This window comes from Dietzia psychralcaliphila, from assembly GCF_003096095.1.
Classification (GTDB): domain Bacteria; phylum Actinomycetota; class Actinomycetes; order Mycobacteriales; family Mycobacteriaceae; genus Dietzia; species Dietzia psychralcaliphila.
The window spans coordinates 3,752,935-3,774,995 of record NZ_CP015453.1 but is presented as its reverse complement, the minus strand read 5'-3'; the positions used below and the strand labels follow the sequence as shown (position 1 = coordinate 3,774,995).

Here is a 22,061-nt window from a genome sequence, read left to right as displayed (position 1 = left end):
GGCGTGTGGCGGGCCCGACGCCCGAGCGGACGCTGGCGGTCCGCGGGGTGGTCGCGAGCGCTGTGGCCGTGGTGCTGGCGGGGTTCCTCATTGCCCGCGGCGCGGGCGCCCTCGACACGGGGGCCACGGTGACGGCGGTACTGCCCTCGGAGGCGGGCCGGGTCCCGGTCCACGCCCCCGTCCATCACCTCGGGGTCAAGGTGGGTGACGTGCGGTCGTCCAGGGGTGATGTCTCAGGCGACGTCCCGGGTGACGACGACGAGCCGGGCACCAGGATCGAGATGCTGATCGCCCCGGAGCACGCGGAGCGCATCCCCTCCGACGTCGTCGTCCGCGCGGTGCCGCGGACACTGTTCGGCGACGTGCGCCTGGACCTGGTGACCCCGGGCGGGCCGGGGACCACGCGATTCGCCGGGGGGCTGGACAGCGGTGACGTTCTGGTCGCCGACCGCTCCGAGGAGGCCGTGCTCCTCTACGACGTGTTCACCCGCGCGAGCGACCTGCTGGTCTCCATCGAACCCGATCGTCTGCAGGTCACGCTCACCGCACTCGATCGGGCCCTCGACGGCCGGGGTGGGATGTTCGGGCGCGTCATCGAGGACGTGGACCGCGCCGGTGAGGACCTGTCGCCCGCGCTGGAGGAGACCGCTGGTGCGTCCTTCGCCATCGCCTACCTCGCCGAGGACCTGGCCTCGGCCGGTCCCGTGATCCTCGAGACCCTGCAGGAGGCCACGCGGCTCTCGCAGATCGTGGTGGACCGCCCCGATTCGCTCGGCCGGCTCCTCGACGCCGGCCTGGCGGTCACCGGGTCGGGCTCGCTCATGGCGGACCGGACCGTGACGGGCGCGATCCGCCTGGTCGACGACACCGGTGTGGTCCTCGACCGGACCGCCCGGAACCCACACGGGGTCATCCGCACCCTCTACGCCATGCGCCCCATGGGAGAGGCCGGGGAGGCGGCGTTCTCCACGGGGCGGTTCAACATCACGGCGGTCCCGTCGTTCTCGGACCCGATGCCGTACGGGCCCGAGGACTGCCCCCGCTACCCCGACCTGGCCGGGTCGACCTGTTCGGGCGCCGCGGTCCCCGACCGCGGCGCCGGGCGGGGCCCGGGCCACACGGTGGCGGCCGTCTCGGAGCGGGACCTGATCCGGGAGCTCCAGGCAGCCGCCGCCTCCGAACCGGGGTCGCCGGTGCCGCCCCCGGCCGATCCCGTGGCCTCGCCCGACGCCGCCGCCTGGACCATGCTCGGTCCGCTCGTGCGGGGCACCGAGGTGACGATCCGATGACGAGTCGTCGCGGTCTGCGCCCGGCCCTGGGCCTCTTCGTCTACTGCCTGGTCGGGGTCCTGTGCTCGGTGCTGGTGGTCAACACCCTCCGGGTGCCGATCGGCTGGGGCGCCCGCGCGTACAGCGCCGAGTTCGCCGACGTCGGCGGGCTCGGTCCGGGCTCCGAGGTCACGGTCGCCGGTGTCCGCGTGGGCCGGGTGCTCGGCGTCGGGCGGGAGGTCGGGCCCGGTGGCGAGGTCATCGCCGTGGTCGACTTCGAGGTCGAGCGTGCCAGCCCGGTGAGCGATGGTGTCCGCGCGTCGGTCCGCTACGGGGACATGCTGGGCATCCGCTATCTCTCCCTCGATCCCCCGCAGGACGGTGGGCCGGCCGTCGGCGGCGCCGATCCTCTGGCGGGGGGCGCGCGGATACCGCTGGAGGCCACCACCGATCCCGTGGACCTCACCGCGCTCGTCAACGGGTTCAAGCCGCTGTTCGAGGCGGTACGGCCGGAGGAGGTCAACACGCTCTCGCACACAGTGGTCGCCGCGTTCCAGGGCGAACCGGGTGCCATGGACGTCCTCCTCGCCCGCCTCGCGCTGGTGAGCCGGGACATCGTCGGCAGACAGGACGTGTACAGCCGACTCGCGGACAACATCATGGCGCTCAACACCACGCTCACCGACCGCGGGGAGGACCTCCAGCGGCTGGTCAGGGGACTCGACACCGTGTCCGGGGCACTCGCGGACGGCGGTGGGAACGACCTCGCGCTGCTCATCGAACGCGGCGACGCGGCCACCGCGACACTGGCCTCGATGCTCCGCGAGACCGAGCCGGATCTCCGCGCGAGCGTGGACGCCGCTCGTCACACGACCGACGGGTGGATCCCCAACACCCCGGCGTTCGACACCGCCATGGGCAAGGCACCGCTGTTCGCCCGCGAGGTCAACGCCCAGGCACAGAAGGGTGGCTTCCTGGCCCTCTACATGTGCAACTTCACGGTCAAGTGGGACGACTGGGAGACCAGCCTGTTCGGCTACCGGAACTCGGGGGCGTGCCGATGAGACCGGTCACCGTGCTGCGCGAGAGTCTGGTCGACCTCGTCCGCGACCCCAGGCACACCCGTCGGGGCAACACCGTCTTCGTGGGGGCCGCGTCGATCCTGCTGGTCATCGCGGTCTTCGCGGCGAGCATGGCCCTGCCCCGCCTGTGGTACGTCCTGCGCACCGACCACTACGCGGCCGAGTTCGCCAACGCCGGGGGCCTCCGGACGGGGGATGCGGTCCTGGTGGCCGGCGTGCCCAGCGGCCGCGTGGACTCCCTGACGTTGGAGGACGGGCTCGCGGTGGTGGGGTTCCGGCTCGACCGGGGCCAGGGCCTCGGCGAGGCGAGCACCGCCTCGATCGGGCTCAAGTCGATCCTCGGCAACCGGTTCCTCGAGGTGACCCCGGCAGGGGACGGGGACCTCGGCCCGCGGCAGCGGATCGGGGTGGAACGCACCACCTCGCCCTACATGATCGACGACATCGGGGGAGCGGTCACGGACCTGGCGGAAGGGCTCGACACGAGGGCTGTGAGCGCGATGATCGACAGCCTGGACAGCATCCTGCCGCAGGACGCCGGGGCCACCGGACAGGCGATCGACGACGTCTCCGCGGCCCTGGGTCTCCTCGCCCGCGAGGACGCCCGGATGTCCGGTGTTGTCACCACGACCCGCGAGCTGACCGGGGTCCTCGTCTCGCAGGAGGCGAGTATCCGAGCCCTCACCGACCAGTCGCTCGTGCTGGTCACCGTGCTCACCCAGCGTCGTGAGGCGCTCAGCTCGCTCGTGTCGTCCCTGGAGGATCTCGCGACCCGGGTGCGGGTGCTGCTCGACGAGGAGGCCGAGGACGTGGACCGGCTCCTGGGCAACATGCGCTCGATCAGCGAGACCTACCAACGGAACATCGACGCGATGGACGAGGTGCTCACCCGGATGCCACCCGGACTCCGCGCGGTCACGGACGCGACCGGGAACGGCCCGTGGACGGATGTCGCCACACCGACCGGCCCGATCCCGGATTCGGCGCTCTGCGCCCTGGGGGTGATGGACGGATGCAACTGAGACGTGTGAGCCGGGTCAGGGTCGTCACGATCCTCGCCGTAGCCCTCGCCGCCGTCCTGGCGCTGGCCTATCTGCTCTCCGGCGCCCGGGGAGACGGCGGTCGCCAGGTGATCACCGCCGAGTTCACCTCCGCCGAGGGCGTGTACGTCGGTTCGCAGGTCCGGATCGTGGGGGTCGAGGTGGGGATCGTCGAGAAGATCGAACCGACAGGGGACGTCGCACGGGTGCAGCTCTCACTGGACCCCGGCACGCGGTTGCCCGCCGACGTGGGCGCGGTGGTGATGAACCCGGCCGTCATCGCGGACCGGTTCGTCGAGCTCGCGCCCGCCTACGTGGGCGGGCCGACGTTCCCGGACGACGGGGTGATCCCGGCCGAGCGGACGCGGGCACCCCTGGACTTCGACGAGTTCGTCTCCAGCCTGGACACCCTGAGCTCCGCGTTCTCGCCCGGAGCCGACGAGGTGGCGCAGGGGCTCGATCGTGGGGCGGAGGCCCTCGACGGCCGGGGGGAGACGCTGAGCCGAGCCATCAGGAACCTGTCCACTGTCACCGCGGTGGGCGGGCACCGGGCGGAGGATCTCGACGCGATCGTCACCGAACTCGCGGTGTTGATGGACGCCGCGGGCGGGCGCGATCAGACCATGCGCGACCTCGTCCAGGGTCTCGACGACCTGGGCCGGCAGCTACGGGACGACCAGATCGATGTGGCGGCCCCGGCGGAGGACCTGCGCGTGATCCTCGACGATCTCGACGCGATCGTCGCCGCGCGCGGGGACGACATCACCGGGACCACCGCCGCGACCCGCGAGGTGACGGCGCTGTATGCCCGCCACCGCGCGGACTTCGCCGAGTTCCTGGACCTGTACCCGGTGATGATGGACAACCTCGCGGGCGGGATCGGGCCCGACGGTCGGGCGCGCATCCGTCTCAACGTCTCGTCCAACATCACCCACTTCGCCCGCGGCCGCGAACTCTGCCAACGCGAGCCGCTCCCGCTGTGTACGGGCGCCGGCCTGACCAACCCGCTCATGTTCCCGGTCGAGCAGAGTGACCCGATCGGCCTCCTCGGGGCGTTCGAACGAGTGGCGGGGGGTGGGTGAGGGCCGTGCGAGAGAAGCGAATGCGCGACACACGAATGCGCGAGACACGAAGGCGTGAGACCAGAACCCGTCCACACCTGGTGCGCGGACTCGTCGCCCTCCTCGGGGTGGTGCTGCTCTGGGGTGCGGCGACGGTGGCCGTGAACACCCCGCAACTCGCACTCCAGTCGGTCCCCCTGGGGATGGACACCGGGGAGGGCTCGGCGGACGTGGAGATGCGGTTCGAGCGCGCCGACCGACTCGCACCCGGCGCGGAGGTCCGCTACGGCGGGCGGCTCGTCGGCCGGGTCCGCAACGTCGGCACCGACGGCACCGAGGCCGTGATCGGCGTCCGACTCGAGGGCGACTCCGGCGTCCCCGCAGGCGTGTTCGCCGAGATCCGCCTGCCGACCGCGCTCGGCAGCCCGTTCATCGCGCTCACCCCGCCGGAGGAGCCCGCGAACGGTGCGCTGCTCGAGGACACGGGGTCGGTTCCGCGGGCGCACACCGGCGTCGGCCCGGATCTCGAGTCCAGCCTCGCCTCACTGGGCCTGCTGCTCAACGGGAGCGGGATCGCGCAGCTCGGTTCGGTGATGGAAGAGCTCACCGTGGCCCTGGACGGGCGTGGTGAGGAGATCGGGCGGATCCGCGAACGGGGGGACCGCGCCCTGGAGTTGTACGAGGCGAACCGTGACGACATCGACCGGACGGTCCTGGCCCTGGACCAGGTCAACGCCTCGCTCGCCGGTCGCCGCGAGCTCATCGACCGCGGCATGCAGGTGTCGGCCGACCTCGTCTCGGAGGCGGCGGCCAGTCGGGAGACGATCGGCGCGCTCATGGACACCACCACCGCCCTGACCGTGCAGGTCGAACAGTTCACCTCGGCCACGGACGGGCGCCTGACCCCGTCACTGCGGACGCTGACCGTCCTTCTCGAGGACATGGAGGGCTTCGGGGACGAGGTGGCTCCCACCCTGGACGCCCTGCAGCGCTTCGTCACCAACTTCGACATCGCGATCCGCGGAGACCACATGATGTTCGACGGTGCGCTCGACCTCCCCGGGTCGCTGGACGCCATGGGCACCGGCGGCGAGGCGCGCGCGGGCCGACCGCTGCCGCTCGGCGCCACCGGACCCCCCGACGCCCAGCCGCCCGTGGGGGGTGCGCCGTGAACCGTCACATCGTCGCGCAGGCGCTGCTGTTCGCGTTCATCTCCGTGGTGGCCATCGGTTACGGCATCCGGTACATCGGGGAGGACGCCGACGTGGCGAGTGGCTTCCGGGTGGTGGCCCACGTCGAGGACGCGCGGGGCGTCGGACCCGGGGTGCGGGTGACCTACCGCGGCGTGGACGTGGGCGAGGTCCAGGACGCCGTGCTCGACGGGACCGGCGGGGTCCAGCTCGGGTTGAGGATCATCGACGGCACCCGGATCCCCGTCAGTGCCCACGCCCGGGTGGTGACCAGTACGGCGTTGGGAGACAACCGGCTCGACGTCCGGCCGACGAGTGGCACCGGACCCTACCTCGGAGAGGGTGGTGAGCTGCTGGTACCCGAGGACGAGCAACCCGCGGCGATCGAGCACCTCATCGCGGACATCGACACCTCGCTGCGGGCGCTGGACCCCGAGTCACTCGCCTCGTTCGGGGACAGCGTGGCCACCGCGCTCGAGGGCAACGGTCCGAGGTTGGGCGCGATCCTCGAGGACACCGCGCTGCTCACGGCGGTGCTGGCCGAGCGGGCACCCACGTTCCGCGGGCTCGTCGGTGACGGTCTGGTGACCGTACGCGCGCTGGCGGCCCGCCCGGATCCCCTCAGCGGCTCGGCCTCGGTGGCCCGTGACGTCACCGCTCAGCTGGCCCGCCGGGAGGACACGCTCGTGTATCTCCTCGACCGCTCGCCCGAGGCGATGCTCCGCGCGCAGCGGCTCCTCGACGCCAACCGGGAGGACGCGGCCGGTCTGCTCGCCAACACCCTCGTCGTCACACCCGTGTTCCGGGATCGGGGACCCGCCTGGGAGGCCGGTCTCACCCAGGGCGAGCGGGGACTGCGCGCCCTGGCGGGGACGGTGCGGAACGGGCGCGCGGACTTCCAACTGGTCGCCACCCAGGGGCCGGTGTGCGTCTACCCGTACCAACCCCGCGACGTGCTCGACCACTCCCCGCGCGAGCCGAACCTGCGGTTGTACTGCCCGCCGGGCGAGGACCTCGAGCAGCGGGGATCGCGGGCGGCTCCCCGACCGAACGACGAGGGTCTGGCGGGTGCGACCGAACCCGGCACCCGGATCGGCCCGGACATGGCCGTCGACCCCCTGCTCGTGCCGACCGGCAAGGAGATCGCCGCGTACTGGGCGACGATGATGGAAGGACTGCGCGATGGCGGCTGAGGCCCCCCCGGAAGACGACTCCCCGGAACAAGACGCCCGGGAACACGACTCCCCGGAAGACGATGCCCAGGGAGGCCGACCTCCGAAGGGCGACCCGGGAGAAGACCGCCCGGTGGTCGGCACGACCCTCCGGCGGAGGAGCGCCGCTCGCATCGTGGGCGCCCTGGTCGTGGTGGCACTGGTCGCCGCGTGCGCCTGGCTGGGCTACCTCGTGTGGTCGGACCACCGGGAGGACGAGCTGCGACGCACCGCGACCGAGGACGCCACCCGCCTGGTCGTGCAGCTCGCGTCCTACGACCACACGGACGTGGACGCCAACATCGAGGCGGTCGTGGCCGAGGCCACCCCGGAATTCGCCGACCGCTATCGCGAGGTGTCCGAGGGACTGCGCGAGTTGCTCACCAGCGGACAGGGCACCTCGGCCGGGACCGTCACCCACGCGGGAGTGCAGAGCGTCGACATCGAGCGCGCCGTGGTCCTGGTGTTCCTGGACCAGGAGGTCACCAACGTCACCGTCCCCGACGGCCGGGTCGACGCGAGCCGGATGGTGGTGACGCTCGTCCGCGACGGCGACAGATGGCTGCTCGACGCCGCCGAGCTCGCCTGAGCACCGGCCGGCAGCCAGGAACACCCGATCGGAACCGTCAGCACATCCAGGTTGAACGACAAGGTTGAACGACAAGAAGGAGAACCACCCGTGATCACCGAACTCCACCGCAATCCCGCATTGCCGGTCGCCCGGGCGGTCCCTCCGGGGGTCACCGACGCCGTCGACTCCATCGGCGCCGCCGGCGGCGTGGCCAACGTCATCATGCAGCTGTCCTGGCCGGAGGTCGGCTGGGGTGTGCGTGAGAGCCGCGTGGACACCGGGAACGTCTACAAGCGCCCGCTCAAGCGGGCGCGCACGACCTTCCAGTACCTGGCGGTGGCGACCCTGGGGAGCGACGACGACAAGCGCGTCTACCGCGACGAGGTCACCCGAATCCATCGGCGCGTGCACTCCACCCCGGAGAGCCCGGTCAAGTACAGCGCCCTCGACCCGGGACTGCAGATGTGGGTGGCGGCGTGCCTGTACGTCGGGTTCGAGGACGCCTTCGAGTGGCTGCACGGTCCGATGACCGACTCCGACCGCGAGGCGTTCTACCTCTCCGCTCCGTCGCTGGGCACCACGCTCCAGGTGCGACCCGACCAGTGGCCGGCCACGCGGGCGGAGTTCGACGACTACTGGCGAGAGGGGATGTCCCGCATCCGTTTCGACGAGTCGGTCCGGGAGCACCTGGTGGGACTGGCCGAGCTGCGGATGCTGCCGCAGCCCACCACCGTGTTGTTCGGAAAGTTGAACAAGTGGGTGACGACGGGATTCCTGCACCGCGAGTTCCGTGACGCGCTCGGGCTGCCGTGGAACCCACGGGACCAGCGCCGTTTCGAGCGGTTCCTCGAGGTGACGGCGGCGGCCAACCGGCTGTTGCCGTGGCCGGTGCGCACGCTCACCTACCGGGTGCTGCTGCTCGATCTGAGGTGGCGCCTGCGGAGCGGTCGTCCGCTGATGTGACCTCGACCGCGTCGGGGGAGCTGTCGTCGCGGGCGTCGTCCCACACCCCGGCGCGTTCGAGGTGGGCCACGAGCAGGCGCGCTCCGTTGCTGTACTCGGCGTCCACCACCGCGTGGGCGGTCGCCACGTCACCCTCCCGCAGGGCCTCGAGCATGCGTCGGTTGTCCACGAGTGCGGCGGCGCGCCAGGCGGGATCGTCGGCGTAGAGCCGATACGGCATGTATCGGGCGGCGGTGAACAGGAACCTCGACAGCTTGTCCGACTGTGACGCGCGGTTGATGGACCGGTGGATGCTGTACTGGGCGTGCACCACCCCGTCCGAGTCCCCGGCCGCGCTGGCCGCCTCGAAGTCGTCCACCAGCTGGGCGTGGGTCTCCAACGCGGCGGCGTCGAATCGCGTGATGGCACGGTCGACGATCCGCCTGGACAGCTCCGCCTGTAGCCAGAAGATGTCCTCGACATCCTGGCGGCTCATCGGTGAGACCAGATACCCGCGCCGGGGGACGAGGTCCACCAGCCCCTCGCCGCGGAGCGTGAGAAGCGCCTCCCGGACCGGGGTCACGCTCACGCCGAGCGCGGCGGCGGTCTCGTCCAGCCGGATGAAGTCCCCGGGGCGTACCTCCCCGCTCATGATCCGCGTCCGGACATGGTCCGCGACCTCCTCGGAGAGTTGGGGGCGCTGCGCGAGTCGTGTCGCGGTCATATCCGCCACCTCTCTTTCCGGAACCACGGACGACCGGGAGACCCGGCCGATAGTTGAAATCAAATATATCGGATGGGGCGTGAAAAACCCCCAGTGGTGCGCGCGCCGCCCCCATCGCACACGACCCGGCGGTCCAGGCGGGTCGCGCTGAGTGTCCAGTCCATTCCGTCTGCACCTCCATTCAGCCCGCACCACCGTTCCGGCTGCACCACGTGCGGAGGGAAGCCATCACTCCTGCCGCGTCGAGATGCCGTGCCCTCGTCACTGATCCTGCGCCCGGGGCGCCGAGACGGACTGACGACGCGGATCGATCCAGGCGGTCAATACGTCACCCGCACAGTCGATCAGGCGCTGCCTGTCCATGTGAGGCTCGCGTTGCACCCCGATTCGCATAGCGGCAGCGAACCCCACCGTGACACCGATGTACGACAGTTCGGACACTTCGGTGTCGGACAGGTCGGGGCGGTGGTGCGCCAGGAAGTGCTGGCCGAGGCGCATCAACTGACCCTCGACCTCGGGGAGGATGTTGCCCTGGAGGCCCATCGGCACCTCGTTCGCGAGCGCATTGATGATGGCCGCATTGCGTTCGACTGCGTCGACGAGAAGCGCGAAGAGCTGACGAACTGCCCTCGTCGGCTCGAATGACAACGAGGACGTCACCACTCCGGCGAGTTCTCTGGTCATCTCCGCGCTTGTGCGGTCTCGGAGGGCGACGAGCAGTTCGTTCTTGTCGGCGAAGTACCGGTAGACCGTTCCGATTCCGATTCCAGCCTCGGAGGCGATCTGATTTGTCGTCAAGCCGATGTAGCCGTTGCTGATTAAAAGCCGAGCCGCTGTATCCAGAATCTTCTCGATGGTGGCTTGGGAGCGCTTTTGGACGGGTTTGTAGCGCGCTGAACTGGGCATTGTCTCAGGTCATCAGTTGCCGTGGCCGATGTCAATAACCGAGTTGAAGGTGAGCAGATTTCAGCAATAGCCTTGACATGATCTCGGTCACACTCGCGGCCGGACAAGGGACGAACGAGGGGGACGACGCCATTTCCACGACCACACCGACACCGATTCAGGACCCCGTCGGCTCGCCTCATCCGTTCGACTACTACTACTACTACCGATCCGGCATGCCACTGAGGCCGTGGCCGGAGCGATCGACCCAGAGCCATGAGTTGTGGGACGCATCGCGCAGCCGCTTCGTCGAGCCGATGGTCCCGCGAGACCGGCTCGCGTCGCCGTCACCGTTGATCGACCTGGTGGCCGATCATCAATGGCAGGGCGACGAACTGATGGACGAGGTGGTGCAGGCATTTCGTCGGATCGGCCTGTCCGAAGGCCGGCGGATGCTCGAACGGGCCCTGGACGACGGAATCGACGCGGTAGTCGATCCGCCGCCGGAACTCCTGAGATTCTTCGCCAGCCTGGACAACCCACCAGCCTGGCACGATCCGGAGCGGTGGGAGAGTGGGCGCCAACTGTGGATTAGTGCGTCGTTCGCCGGCAAGACGGGCATGGCGGTGATGGACGCGCTGGCGACCTTCGTCGGCAACGACGTCTCGACTGCCACGGGCACGACGCGCAGGTTCATCAACGACTACCAGAGGCGGATGTTCGAGACTTACACCTGGTTCTGGAACGTCACCCGCACAAGCGCCATGGACCGGTACTCGCCGGTTTTCAAGGACACCGTGAAAGTCCGCCTGATGCATTCACAGGTCCGCGCAGGACTCCGACGATCGTGGGACCCGGAGAGTGTCGATCGCGACGGCTGCCCGATCTCGTGCACCGCGATGCTGATGGGCGCGATCTCGTTCGGCCTTCTGCCGATGCTCGTCGATCAGGCACACGGCCGTGTGTACTCGCAATCGGATCTCGACGACGCGTGGATCTACTGGGCGCACATCGCCTTTGTCTTCGGCGTCAGCGAGGATGTCATTCCGGCCACCGCGATCGACGCCGTCGAGGTACTCAACCACTACCTGCCCTATACCGGCGGCCCGACCGACGCCACTGCAGAGATGTCCGGGGCCGCTGCAACCCACCTGTCCGACGAGGGCGGTCGGCTGACCGTGAAGGGGCGCGTGATGGCGGGCCCCTTGTTGGGCATGATGGCCTACTTCGGCGGTGAGCCCGCGGTACGTGCTCTCATCGCAACCACGCCGGTGCACGACATCTCGCTCACTCGGTGGGTTCGGCTGATCGGCGTGGTCGCGAGGGTCAACGTCTGGATGAACAGAGTTGCCGACACCCTGCCATTCGAGGACACCCGCCTCCGTCGGCGTGCCCGCAGGGGTGACCGATTCTGGCGCGTCAACGTACTGACCTCCCGCGCTGCCGCCAGACGCAAGGGAATCCTGACCACTCCCTACGACCACCACGACGCCACCCCGTCGACACCGGTCGGGTGCCCGATTCACTGACCTCCCGCCTGGTCGGATCGGGATCGCTGGTGTCGGGTCCCTCGCTTCGGATCGGCCGGACGCCCTGCGGAGGGGGATGGGGCGGGGAAGACTGGGGGCATGACCTCCTCCGAGACCCGACCCGCCGTCCGCACCGAGCGCCGCGAGCACGTCCTGCTCGTCACCATCGACCGCCCCGAGGCCCGCAACGCCGTCAACGGCGAGGTGAGCACCCTGCTGGGCAGGGCACTGCACGAGGCGGATACGGACCCGGAGATCCGGGTGGTGGTGCTCACCGGGTCCGGTGAGCAGTCGTTCTGCGCGGGTGCGGACCTCAAGGCGATCTCCAGGGGCGAGGACATCTTCCCCGCGGAGAACCGCCAGTGGGGTTTCGCCGGCATGATGCAGCACTACGTCTCGGTGCCGGTGATCGCCGCGGTCAACGGCACCGCGCTGGGCGGGGGCTGCGAGATCGCGCTCGCGTGCGACCTCGTGGTGGCCGCCGACCACGCGGTCTTCGGGCTGCCCGAGGTCAGGCGTGGCCTCATCGCGGCCGCGGGCGGTGCGTTCCGACTGCCGGCCCAGGTCCCTCACCGGGTGGCCATGGAGATGATCCTCACCGGCCAACCGGTCACGGCCGAGCGCGCTCTGGACCTGCACCTGATCAACCGGGTCGTCCCGGCCGCGGACCTGCTCGATTCGGCGCTCGAGCTGGCCGGTGTGATCGCCGCCAACGCGCCGGTGGCCGTGCAGGCCAGCAAACGCGTCGCGCTGGGGATCAGCGACGGCGCCCGCGCGGCGGAGGACGACCGCTGGAAGGTCAGCGACACGGAGATGATCACCGTCATGACATCGGAGGATGCCGCGGAGGGCCCGCGGGCGTTCGCGGAGAAGCGCGAGCCCGTCTGGCGGGCCCGCTGAGACCGGAGAGCCCGTTGAGACCGATCCCACATCCCGACCGGATGTGCACTCGGCCCGCCCGAACTACATTTCCTTCATGGAAGCCGATTTCAGGTCCGCGGTGATCGAGGAGGACCTGCAGGTCCTCGACACCGAGAGTCGGGAACTGACGCCCCGGGCGTCGGAGCTGCTGGCCCACCGATCCGGGGACGTCGTCGCCGAGGAGGTACGCAACTGTGTGATCCGGGCGCGAACCAGTCCGGCTCACACAGCATCCGGTTTGCGCTCGGCGCTCCGTGATGTGCGCGAGAGCCTGCGCCGGGTGGGTGAGGACCGCGGCCTCACCGTGGCGGCCGCGGGTGCGGTCCCGCTCGTGCCCCCGGGGTCGGCGCTGGTCGACGAGAGCCCGCGGATGCGCCGACTCCTGGCCGACTACGAGTTCCTGGCCCGGGGCCAGATCTACTGCGGCACCCGCATCCGTGTGGATGCCGTGGACACCGACGAGGCCGTCGCCCTGGCGTGTCGTATCGCTCCGCACCTGCCGGTCTTCCTGGCGCTCACCGCGAGCTCGCCGTTCCTCCGCGACGGATCGGACTCCGGGTACGCCAGCTGCCGTTCGGTCGCCGCGTCCCAGTGGCCCACCACCGCGCCGGTGGCGGGGGTGTGTTCGGCGGAGGACTACCACGCGCTCGTCGACGACCTCGTGAGCAGCGGCGTGATCTCCGACCCCTCGATGGTGGGCTTCGGGATCCAACCCGGCGCGGACGGGCGATCGGTGGAGATCCTGGTGTGTGACGCGTGCCCGTCCGCCGACGCCACGGCACTGGTGGCGACCCTGTTCCGCGCTCTGGTGGAGCGGGAGGCCGCGGCACTGGCACGAGGTGCGGAGCCCGCCGCGCCGGTGGAGACGAGGCTCCGGGCCGCGTTGTGGCGCGCCGCCCGATCCGGTCTCGAGGGCGCGCTGGTGGACCCGGTGACCCTTGAGCCCCGTCCCGCGGCCGACGTGATCACGGACCTCGTCGATTCCCTGGCCGAGCAGTTGTCCGGCACGGGGGACCTGGACACCGTGCGGGAGCTGGTCGATGACGCGTTGTACAACGGCAGCAGCGCGTTCCGTCAGCGGCAGACGCTGCGACGCCGGGGCCACGTCCAGGACATCGTGGACCTGCTGGTGGTGGAGACGAGTGGCACCAGCGGCCCCCGGTCGCCCGTGCCGGACGCGCACTCGCGACTGTTCGGTGTGTACCTACCGATCGAGGGCCTGGACACGGACCCGAGCTGGGACGAGGCGGTGGAGGCCGGCGGTCGGCCGCGGGCGCCGTACGACCCGGTCCTGACGGCCCTGCAGCAGATCGGCACCGTCAGGCTCCGGGCACGGCAGGTGAGAGCGGAGCAGGAGGCCTCGGTCGCCGGGGTCACGTTCCGCGTCACGGGCCAGGAACGGCCCCACGCGTTCCCGATGGACTTCGTCCCACGCATCATCACGTCGGAGGTCTGGGAGAGGCTCGCCGCCGGTATCGAACAGCGCGCCCGCGCCCTCGACGCGTTCCTGGACGACGTCTACGGCGATCAGGAGTTCCTCGCCGCCGGGCACCTCACCCCCGAGGCGCTCGACCGCGCGCCGGGGTTCCGCAGGAGCACCGGGCGGGTACTGGGGGCCGACCGGATCCGGGCCCACATCTGCGGTATCGATCTGGTGTGCGCCGACGACGGTCGGTGGTTGGTGCTCGAGGACAACGTCCGGGTGCCGTCGGGGATCGCCTTCTCCACCGCCCACCGCGAGATGACGGCGTCGCTGTTCGGCGACCTGGTGGACGAGTTCGATCTCCACTCGCCCGATCAGGCTTTCCCCATGATCCGAGAGACCCTGGAGGCGGCGGCGCCACCGGCGGCGGGGGACACCCCGAACGTGGTGGTGATGTCCTCCGGATCGGCGGACTCGGCGTGGTTCGAACACCGACTCATCGCCGACCGGACCGGCCTGCCGCTCGTCACTCCCGACGAGGTGGTCTTCCGGGACGGGATCCTGCACCGGAGAACCGGTGACGGATTGCTCAGGGTGGACGTGGTGTACGCGCGGATCGACGAGGACATGCTGCTCAGCTCGCCCGGACTGGACGGTGTTCCGCTGCGCGACGGGTTGCTCGACGCCCTGGCCGGAGGACGCCTGACGGTGGCCAACGCCCTCGGAAACGGGGTGGCCGACGACAAGGCCGTGTACGCCTCGGTGCCCGCCATGATCGACTTCTACCTGGGGGAGTCCCCGGTCCTCGATCAGGTGCCCACGTACCTGTGCGCGGACCGGACGCAGCGCGACCTGGTTCTGGACAGGCTGGGGGAACTGGTGGTCAAACCGATCGACGGCTACGGCGGGCTGGGGATCACCATCGGGCCCGAGTGCTCCGAGGCCGAGCTGGCCGCACGCCGGGAGGAGCTGCTCACCCGTCCCGAGGGTTACATCGCCCAGGAGGTCGTGGCGCTGTCCACGCTCCCGACCTTCGACGGCACCCACATGCAGCGCCGGCACGTCGACCTACGCGCGTTCGCACACCTGCGGCGCGAGGGGGGTCGGACCACGGCGCACGCGGTGCCGGCCGGCCTCACCAGGGTGGCCCCCGCCGGGTCGCTGATCGTCAACTCCTCCCGCGGGGGCGGCGGTAAGGACACGTGGATCATGCGCTGACCCGAGTCGTCCCCGCCGCGGGTGCGGACCCTGCCGGGTTCCCCTAGCGTGGGCGCGATGACCGACGGACAGCGATGGATCAGGATCGAGGAGGAACTCCACCTCGTCGACCTGCGGACCAGACGACCGGTACGACGTGCCCCCGAGGTGCTCGCGTCCGCCGACGAGCAGGGCGGCGGCCCGGCCGGCGATACCGCCGGCGGCCCTGCTGGCGACACGGTTTTCGGCCCTGCTGGCGGCCCTGCTGGCGAGACGGCTGTCGGCCACGTGGTCGCGGCCCGGCACGGCGCGCTCCTGGTGTCCGACGTTGGCGCGCACACCGGCCTCGCCCAGCTAGGCGAGGCCGTCCGTCGGAGCCGCTCCCGGTTGGCCGAGGCGGCGGGTGGCATCCGCACCGGCGTGGTCGCGGCCGGGTCGCTGGCCTCCCCGGGAGTCGAGTTCGACCCGACCCCTGAGGAACCCCACCCCGCGCCGGGTCGGGAATCCCAGACCCGTGCGGCGGCCCGGTTCCGAGTGGTGGTCGAGGTCGCGGACGCCGATGAGGCGCAGTACGTCGCGCGCCGGGCGGTCCCCGTGGTCCCCGTCCTGCTGGCGATGGCCGCCAGTTCGCCCTACTGGGCCGACGGCCGGGATTCCGGGTACGCCTCCACGCGGACGTTCGAGACGCGGTGGTCGCCCGCGCACTTCACCGCCTTCCCGACCGACACCGCGGACGGCGTCCTGGCGGCGGAGGACGAGCTACTCGACACCGGGGTGGTGGTGGGCCGGGAGTCGATCGACGTCGACATCCGCCCCACCCGGGACGGGGCCGGGGTGGAACTGCGGGCGTGTGACTCGTGCAGCACAGTGGACACCCTCGTCGTCGTCGCCGCCCTCTTCCGCGCCACGGTGGACCGGATCCTCGCCCAACGCGACGACCCCACTCGACGGTGGGACGACCCCTCGCCCGCCGTCCTCGACGCGGCGTTCTGGCGGGCGGCCCGCTCCGGGATGGAGGGCGACCTTGTGGACGTGTCCACCGGGCGCCCGCGCCCCGCGCCCGAGTTGCTCGCCGACCTGGTGGAGGGTCTTGCCGACCGGCTCCGCGCCGGCGGCGAGCTGGAGCTCGTGAACGACCTCCTCGACGGCATCCGCGGGGCCGGAACCTCGGCGGCCCGCCAGCGCGCCGCCCACCGTCGGCGCGGAAGGCGTGGGGACGTGATCGCGGTCCTGCTGGCGGAGACCGTCGACAGGATCAGGCCCCGCGCGGTGGCGGACGACCGCGGGATGCGGTCGATGCTCGCCGCCTACTCGCCACTGGGTGAGGCCGTCACCGAGGAGGTGCATGACGAGGCGATCACCGAGGACGGCGAGCCCCGTCCGGAGTACGTGGACGTCCTCAAGGCCGTCTCCGACCTGGGGCCCGACGCCCTGTGTGAGCGCAAGGCGGAGGTGGACGACCGTCTGCGCGACCTGGGTGTGACCCTCAAGGTGTACGGCAGGGACGAGCCACAGGTGTTCCCGCTGGACGCGGTCCCCCGGATCATCCCGGCCGACCAGTGGGCCCGGATCTCGGCGGGTATCGAGCAGCGCGCACGGGCGATGGAGTTGTTCCTCCGGGACATCTACGGTCCGGGTGAGATCATCCGCGCCGGCGTCGTCCCCGCCGAGGCGCTCGAACGGGCGCCGGGTTTCCGTCCCACCGGCCGGTCGGTCCCGGAGGGCGCACTACACGCGCCGGTGTGCGGGGTCGACCTGGTCTCCACCTCCCCGGGCGAGTGGATCGTGCTCGAGGACAATCTCCGGATGGCGGGGGGCCTGGCGATAGCGGCCGCGCTCCGCGACCGGATCAGCGAGGGCTTCCCCGAGTTCGGCGCGCGTTCCGAGATCCACGATCCCCGGATCGGCCTGGACATGCTGACGCAGACGCTCCGTGCGGCCGCTCCGGTGGGCGTCGACGACCCGGCGATCGCGGTGGTGATCGCCGAGGACGAACTCGGGGCCTTCGACCTGGGCCAGGTCGCGGCGGCGATCGGCGGCCCGCTCGTCACCCCGGACCAACTGGCGATCGAGGACAGTCGACTGTGGCGTGTCGACGGCGAGGAGCGCACCCCGGTGGATGTGCTTTACGTCCGTATGGACGAGGAGATGCTGCTGTCCTCCGTGGGGGCGGACGGCACGGTCCTGCGGCGTGGACTGCTCGGCGCGATGGCGGAGGGGGGTGTGGCCGTGGTCAACGCGCCCGGTAACGGCGCCGCCGACGACAAGGCGATCTACGCCCGGGTGCCGCGGATCATCGACTTCTACCTGGGCAAGAAACCACTCATCGGGCAGGTCGACACCTACCTGTGTTCGGATCCGGAGGAGCGGAGGCAGGTCCTCGACCGCCTGGGTGAGCTGGTGGTCAAACCGATCGACGGCTACGGGGGGTCCGGGATCACCGTGGGCCCCGAGTGCTCGCCCCGCGAGCTGGACGAGCGGAGGGACGAGCTGCGGCGGCACGGAGAGCGCTTCGTGGCCCAGGAGGTCCAGTCGTTGTCCACCCTGCCGACGTTCGACGGGCGCGAACTCCAACGCAGGCACGTCGACATGCGGGCGTTCGTCATGCTCCGTCCCGGTGATTCGGGTGAGATCCTCGCCTCGGCTCCGCCCGTCGCACTGACACGCGTGGCCCCGGCGGGCACGATGGTCGTCAACGCCTCGAGCGGGGGCGGGGGAAAGGACACCTGGATCCACCGTGCATGACACGACCGAGATCACCGAGGAGGTCGGGTCCCTCGACGTCGCCGGACCACCCGACGACGCCGCCGGAGGGCCGGACGAGATCCGTCACACCACCTCGCCGTGCCTGTCCCCGGACGGGTCGATGCTGGCGTGCGTCGTCACCGAGCGCACGGGCTATCCGCGTGCGGTGCAACGGCCGCTCGGCCCCGGCGGCCTCAACGGGGCCGGTCCGGAGCGGGACGTGGTCCTACCTGTCAACGGCCCGGTCCGCCGTGTGGCGTACTCCCCCAACGGCAGGTGGCTGGCCTGCGAGGTCGCGCCCGACGGCGGGGAGCGCGAACGGATCTGGCTGGTCACGACCGACCCCGAGGACAGCGACGTCTACCCGATCGACACCCGCCACGACGCCACCGAGCAGATCGTCTGCTGGGACGGCGACCTGTTGGCACTGACCGCGTTCGACTCCGAGGGGTTGGCCGAGGGCAGGGTGGTGGACCCGGAAACCGGGACGAGCACCGTGGTCGACCGACGGATGGGCGGCGCACTCATCCACGCCCGCGACGGGGCCGCCCTGTTCCGTGTCGGCGCGCGGGGGCACCGCGAGCTGCTCCGCATCGTCCCGGACGGCCGATGGTGGCCGCTCCTGCCCGTCGATACCGGTTCCACCACGGATGCCGGCGTGATCCTCGACGCCGGGAGTGAGAACCGGCCCATGAAGATGCTCGTGCGCAGCGACCACTCCGCGGAACGCATGGGTCTGCTCGCGGTGGAGGCGGACGAGGAGAGCACCGAGTCCTGGAAGGTGGCCTACAGGGAGGACGCCGATCTGGACCGGGTGGAGGTGAGCCTGGACCGCTCGACGGCGGTCCTGCTGTGGAACGTACGGGGCGGACTGTCCGAGATCGAGGTGCTGGACCTGCGGAAGAGTCGACCCCGGACCATCGCCCGGCCCCCGCTGCCGGAGGTGGTCGCGTCCGCACCCACGCTCACGGCGGACGGCCGGTTGCTCGCACTCACCGTGCAGAGTCTCGATCAGCCGCCGCGCATCGTCATGTACGACATCCAGAGACGGAGGTGGACGGGGGAGCCCCCCAGGCAGCCGGATCCGGCTCCCGTCCTGGTGCGGTTCGCTGCCCGCGACGGTCTGGAACTGTCGGGTTGGTTGTACCGTTCTGACCCCGCCGACGAGCCGACGCCCACGGTCGTGCACCTCCACGGCGGGCCCGAGGGGCAGTCCCGGCCGGGGTACAACGACCTGGCCCGCCGCTACCTCGACATCGGCGTGACGTACTTCGCGCCCAATGTGCGCGGCTCCACGGGGTCCGGGCGCTTCTACAGCCACGCCGACGACCGCTACGGCCGCTTCGCGGGGATCGACGACGTCGAGGACGCGCTGTTGCATCTGGTCGAGGAGGGGATCGCCGACCCCGACAGGGCAGTGGTCTCGGGCCGCTCGTACGGCGGCTACCTGGTCAACGCGACCCTGGTCCGGCATCCCGGGAGGTGGCGAGGTGGCATCGCGGCGTGCGGGATGAGCGACCTGCAGAGTTTCTACCGCACCACCGAACCGTGGATCGCCGCCGCCGCGTATCCCAAGTACGGGAACCCGCTGCAGGAGCGTGAACTGCTCAGGGAGGCCTCCCCGCTGCATCTGTACCACCACGTGGACGTGCCCGTGCTCTTCGTCCACGGAGCGCACGACACCAACGTTCCGCTCAGCGAGACGGAGCAGGCAGTGGAGGCGTTGCGTCGCCGCGGCGTACCGGTGGACGTGTTGCTCTTCGAGGACGAGGGTCACGAGTTCGTGAAATTGGCCAACAGACAGCTGCTCGGAGACCGGGTGGTCGACTTCTGTCAGGAGGTGTTCGGTGTTCGGACGCAAGAAGAGTGATTCCGGCGACTCGGACGGGTTCGAGGGACGACTGATCGGGTGGCGGCGCCATATCCACACTCACCCCGAGTTGTCCTACGAGGAGACCGAGACCACCGACTACATCGACGGCGAACTCCGGTCGATGGGGCTCGAACCGACGCGGTTCCGGATCGGCACCGGCCTGTGGTGCGACGTCCCGGCCGCCGACGGCGCCACCGCGACGGACGTCGTGGCCCTGCGGGCGGACATCGACGCGCTGGCGATGAGTGAGGACTCGGGAGAGCCCTTCGCCTCGGAGGTCGACGGTGTCGCGCACACGTGCGGTCACGACGGACACACCGCGATGCTCCTGGGAGCGGCCGAGATGCTGGTCGCCGACCCGCCGCCGCGCCCTGTGCGCCTGATCTTCCAACCGGCGGAAGAGACCATGCCGGGCGGCGCCAAGGACTGCGTCGAGGAGGGCGTGGTGGAGGGCGTGGACCGCATCATCGCCCTGCACTGCGATCCCCACCGCCGCGTCGGCGAGGTGGGCGTCACTGGTGGCGCAATCACCTCGTCCAACGCCAAGATCGGCATCACGGTCCACTCGGACGGCGGGCACACCGCCCGGCCGCACGAGACCCAGGACACGGTCTTCGCCCTTGCGCAGATCGTCACCGGCGTGACGGCCGTGGTGGACCGGACGATCGACCCGCGGTCGGGCACGGTCCTGACCTGGGCGTCGGTCAAGGCAGGGGGGACCGCACCCAACGTCATCCCCGACTCGGGTCAGCTGTGGGGGACACTGCGCAGCGCCGACCGGGACGTGTGGGCTGTCGCGGAACCGGTCGTCCGCGAGGCCGTCGAGGCGATCGCCCGGACCTACGGCGTCCGCGCCGAGGTGGACTACGTCCAGGGGGTGCCGCCGGTGGTCAACGACGACACCTGCGCGGACCTGGCCGCGGCGGCCGTCGAACAGGTCCTCGGTCCGGACGGTGTGGGACCCGCCGTGCAGTCCAGCGGCGGAGAGGACTTCGCCTGGTACACCGAGGAGATCCCCGGCGTCTACCTGCGGTTGGGGGTGTGGGATGGCGAGTCCGAGGAGACCGACCTGCACCATCCCGGGTTCGTACTGGACGAGGCCGCTCTTCCCCACGGCGCCCGGATCCTCGACGCCTTCGCGCGGTTGGACCGACCCGCCGGGTGACCGGGGTGACCGGGCCGTGGTGTGAGTGGACCGCTGGGTGACTGAGCTGCGGGGTGAGTGGACCGCCGAGCCGGTGGAGGACGTCCGCGATCGAGGGTAGACAGAAGGGCATGACAGCCGCCCCGACCGAAACCGCCCCGACCGCAACGGCATCCTCCGGATCCGCGCGGTCCGAGCACACACGGTCCGAGCACGCGCAGTCCGTGCACCCGCAGTCCGATCCCGGACCGGCGCTGCCGGTCGGGTGCGGGGAGCTCTCGGAGGCTGTCGTCACGGCGTTGGCGACGGGTCGGACCGACGGGCTCACCGATGTGCCGGCGGACACCGATCCGCTGGGCCGCGATCTCCAGCTCGCGCTGTACACGCTGTACGAGCTCCACTACCGGGGCTTCGCCGGGGTCGACGCCGATCTGGAATGGGACCCCGAGCTCCTACGACTGCGCCGGGCGCTGGAGACACCGTTCCTGAACCACCTCCGGGGTGCCGTCGAGCCCGGAGACGACCCTGTGGCGGAGATGGACGCCCTGTCCGTGGAGACGACCTCCGGCACCGGCCCGTCCTGGTACTTCAAGGACGAGGGCTCCTGGGACCAGCTGCGCGAGTACTTCGCCCACCGGTCGCTGTACCACCTCAAGGAGGGCGACCCCCACGCGTTCACGATCCCGCGCCTGCAGGGACAGGCCAAGGCCTCGTTCGTCGCCGTCGAGTTCGACGAGTTCGGCGGCGGGCGCGGCGAGCGGGTGCACCAGCACCTGTGGGCCGACCTCATGGCGGCCGCCGGGCTGGACCCCACCTACCTGGGATACCTCGACAGGGTGTCGGCGGCGACGCTGTCGACGGTCAACCTGATGTCGCTGTTCGGGCTGCACCGGTCGCTCCGCGGCGCCGCGATCGGGCACTTCGCCGCCATCGAGATCACCTCGTCCCCCGGATCGGCCCGGCTCGTCGCGGGCCTGCGGCGGTTGGGGGCCCCCGAGGAGTGCGTGCACTTCTACGCCGAGCACGTGGAGGCCGACGCGGTCCACGAGCAGGTGATGCGCCACGACGTGGTGGGGGATCTGGTCAGTCGGGAGCCGCACCTGGCGGCCGACGTGGTCTTCGGGATGCGCACGCTGGACTACCTCGACGAACTGGCGGCGGGCGAGATGCTCGCCGCGTGGGGCCGCGGGGAGTCCTCGCTCCTGAGCTGAGCTGAGTTGCCGAGCCGAGCCGAGCCGAGCTGAGCCGAGTGGGC

The 22,061-nt window shown here is 70.8% G+C and carries 17 protein-coding genes; 15 read left to right on the top strand and 2 right to left on the bottom strand.

Features of this window, described 5'->3' with window-relative positions; genetic code table 11:
* The first annotated feature begins 5 nt into the window (after window positions 1-5).
* The 8 genes from A6048_RS17500 (at window position 6) to A6048_RS17465 (ending at window position 8,386) form a co-directional block, all read left to right on the top strand.
* The gene (locus A6048_RS17500) at window positions 6-1,289 is read left to right on the top strand and encodes an MlaD family protein (protein WP_107747090.1); all 1,284 of its coding nucleotides are present in this window, start codon (window positions 6-8) and stop codon (window positions 1,287-1,289) included.
* Window positions 1,286-2,332: an MCE family protein gene (locus tag A6048_RS17495; protein ID WP_107747089.1), complete on the top strand. Its 1,047-nt coding sequence runs from the start codon at window positions 1,286-1,288 to the stop codon at window positions 2,330-2,332. The genes A6048_RS17500 and A6048_RS17495 overlap by 4 nt, the downstream gene beginning before the upstream one ends.
* Entirely contained in the window at window positions 2,329-3,372 is a 1,044-nt protein-coding gene (locus A6048_RS17490) for an MCE family protein (protein ID WP_146166347.1), read from the top strand. The genes A6048_RS17495 and A6048_RS17490 overlap by 4 nt, the downstream gene beginning before the upstream one ends.
* Complete coding sequence (locus A6048_RS17485; RefSeq protein ID WP_107747087.1) at window positions 3,363-4,472, top strand: MCE family protein; 1,110 nt, start codon at window positions 3,363-3,365, stop codon at window positions 4,470-4,472. Before A6048_RS17490 ends, A6048_RS17485 begins: the two co-directional genes overlap by 10 nt.
* A gap of 20 nt (window positions 4,473-4,492) precedes the next feature.
* Window positions 4,493-5,623, top strand: coding sequence for an MCE family protein (locus tag A6048_RS17480; protein ID WP_108835183.1), 1,131 nt, complete (start codon window positions 4,493-4,495; stop codon window positions 5,621-5,623).
* The gene (locus tag A6048_RS17475; RefSeq protein WP_107747085.1) at window positions 5,620-6,834 is read left to right on the top strand and encodes an MlaD family protein; all 1,215 of its coding nucleotides are present in this window, start codon (window positions 5,620-5,622) and stop codon (window positions 6,832-6,834) included. The genes A6048_RS17480 and A6048_RS17475 overlap by 4 nt, the downstream gene beginning before the upstream one ends.
* The gene (locus A6048_RS17470; RefSeq protein ID WP_235027320.1) at window positions 6,824-7,441 is read left to right on the top strand and encodes a hypothetical protein; all 618 of its coding nucleotides are present in this window, start codon (window positions 6,824-6,826) and stop codon (window positions 7,439-7,441) included. The genes A6048_RS17475 and A6048_RS17470 overlap by 11 nt, the downstream gene beginning before the upstream one ends.
* 90 nt (window positions 7,442-7,531) lie before the next feature.
* On the top strand, window positions 7,532-8,386 hold the full coding sequence (locus A6048_RS17465) for an oxygenase MpaB family protein (protein WP_235027319.1): 855 nt from the start codon (window positions 7,532-7,534) through the stop codon (window positions 8,384-8,386).
* Here the strand turns inward: A6048_RS17465 and A6048_RS17460 are convergent.
* A complete protein-coding gene (locus A6048_RS17460) occupies window positions 8,322-9,089 on the bottom strand; it encodes a GntR family transcriptional regulator (protein WP_162845679.1) in 768 nt (255 codons plus the stop codon). The genes A6048_RS17465 and A6048_RS17460 overlap by 65 nt on opposite strands.
* 261 nt (window positions 9,090-9,350) lie before the next feature.
* Entirely contained in the window at window positions 9,351-9,995 is a 645-nt protein-coding gene (locus A6048_RS17455; RefSeq protein ID WP_107747083.1) for a TetR/AcrR family transcriptional regulator, read from the bottom strand.
* A 77-nt stretch (window positions 9,996-10,072) separates the two neighbouring features.
* Here A6048_RS17455 and A6048_RS17450 point away from each other — a divergent pair, with 77 nt between their 5' ends.
* The 7 genes from A6048_RS17450 to A6048_RS17420 all read left to right on the top strand — a co-directional run bounded on the left by A6048_RS17450 (window position 10,073) and on the right by A6048_RS17420 (window position 22,017).
* A complete protein-coding gene (locus A6048_RS17450) occupies window positions 10,073-11,503 on the top strand; it encodes an oxygenase MpaB family protein (RefSeq protein WP_107747082.1) in 1,431 nt (476 codons plus the stop codon).
* Window positions 11,504-11,602: 99 nt separating this feature from the next.
* Window positions 11,603-12,403: a crotonase/enoyl-CoA hydratase family protein gene (locus A6048_RS17445; RefSeq protein WP_107747081.1), complete on the top strand. Its 801-nt coding sequence runs from the start codon at window positions 11,603-11,605 to the stop codon at window positions 12,401-12,403.
* A 76-nt stretch (window positions 12,404-12,479) separates the two neighbouring features.
* Complete coding sequence (locus tag A6048_RS17440) at window positions 12,480-15,065, top strand: carboxylate--amine ligase/circularly permuted type 2 ATP-grasp protein (RefSeq protein WP_235027318.1); 2,586 nt, start codon at window positions 12,480-12,482, stop codon at window positions 15,063-15,065.
* Between the two features lie 57 nt (window positions 15,066-15,122).
* On the top strand, window positions 15,123-17,789 hold the full coding sequence (locus A6048_RS17435) for a glutamate-cysteine ligase family protein (protein WP_107747079.1): 2,667 nt from the start codon (window positions 15,123-15,125) through the stop codon (window positions 17,787-17,789).
* A complete protein-coding gene (locus tag A6048_RS17430) occupies window positions 17,782-19,659 on the top strand; it encodes an alpha/beta hydrolase family protein (protein ID WP_107747078.1) in 1,878 nt (625 codons plus the stop codon). The genes A6048_RS17435 and A6048_RS17430 overlap by 8 nt, the downstream gene beginning before the upstream one ends.
* Window positions 19,637-20,827: a M20 family metallopeptidase gene (locus A6048_RS17425; protein ID WP_107747077.1), complete on the top strand. Its 1,191-nt coding sequence runs from the start codon at window positions 19,637-19,639 to the stop codon at window positions 20,825-20,827. Before A6048_RS17430 ends, A6048_RS17425 begins: the two co-directional genes overlap by 23 nt.
* A gap of 110 nt (window positions 20,828-20,937) precedes the next feature.
* Entirely contained in the window at window positions 20,938-22,017 is a 1,080-nt protein-coding gene (locus A6048_RS17420) for an iron-containing redox enzyme family protein (RefSeq protein ID WP_235027410.1), read from the top strand.
* Window positions 22,018-22,061 lie beyond the last annotated feature (44 nt).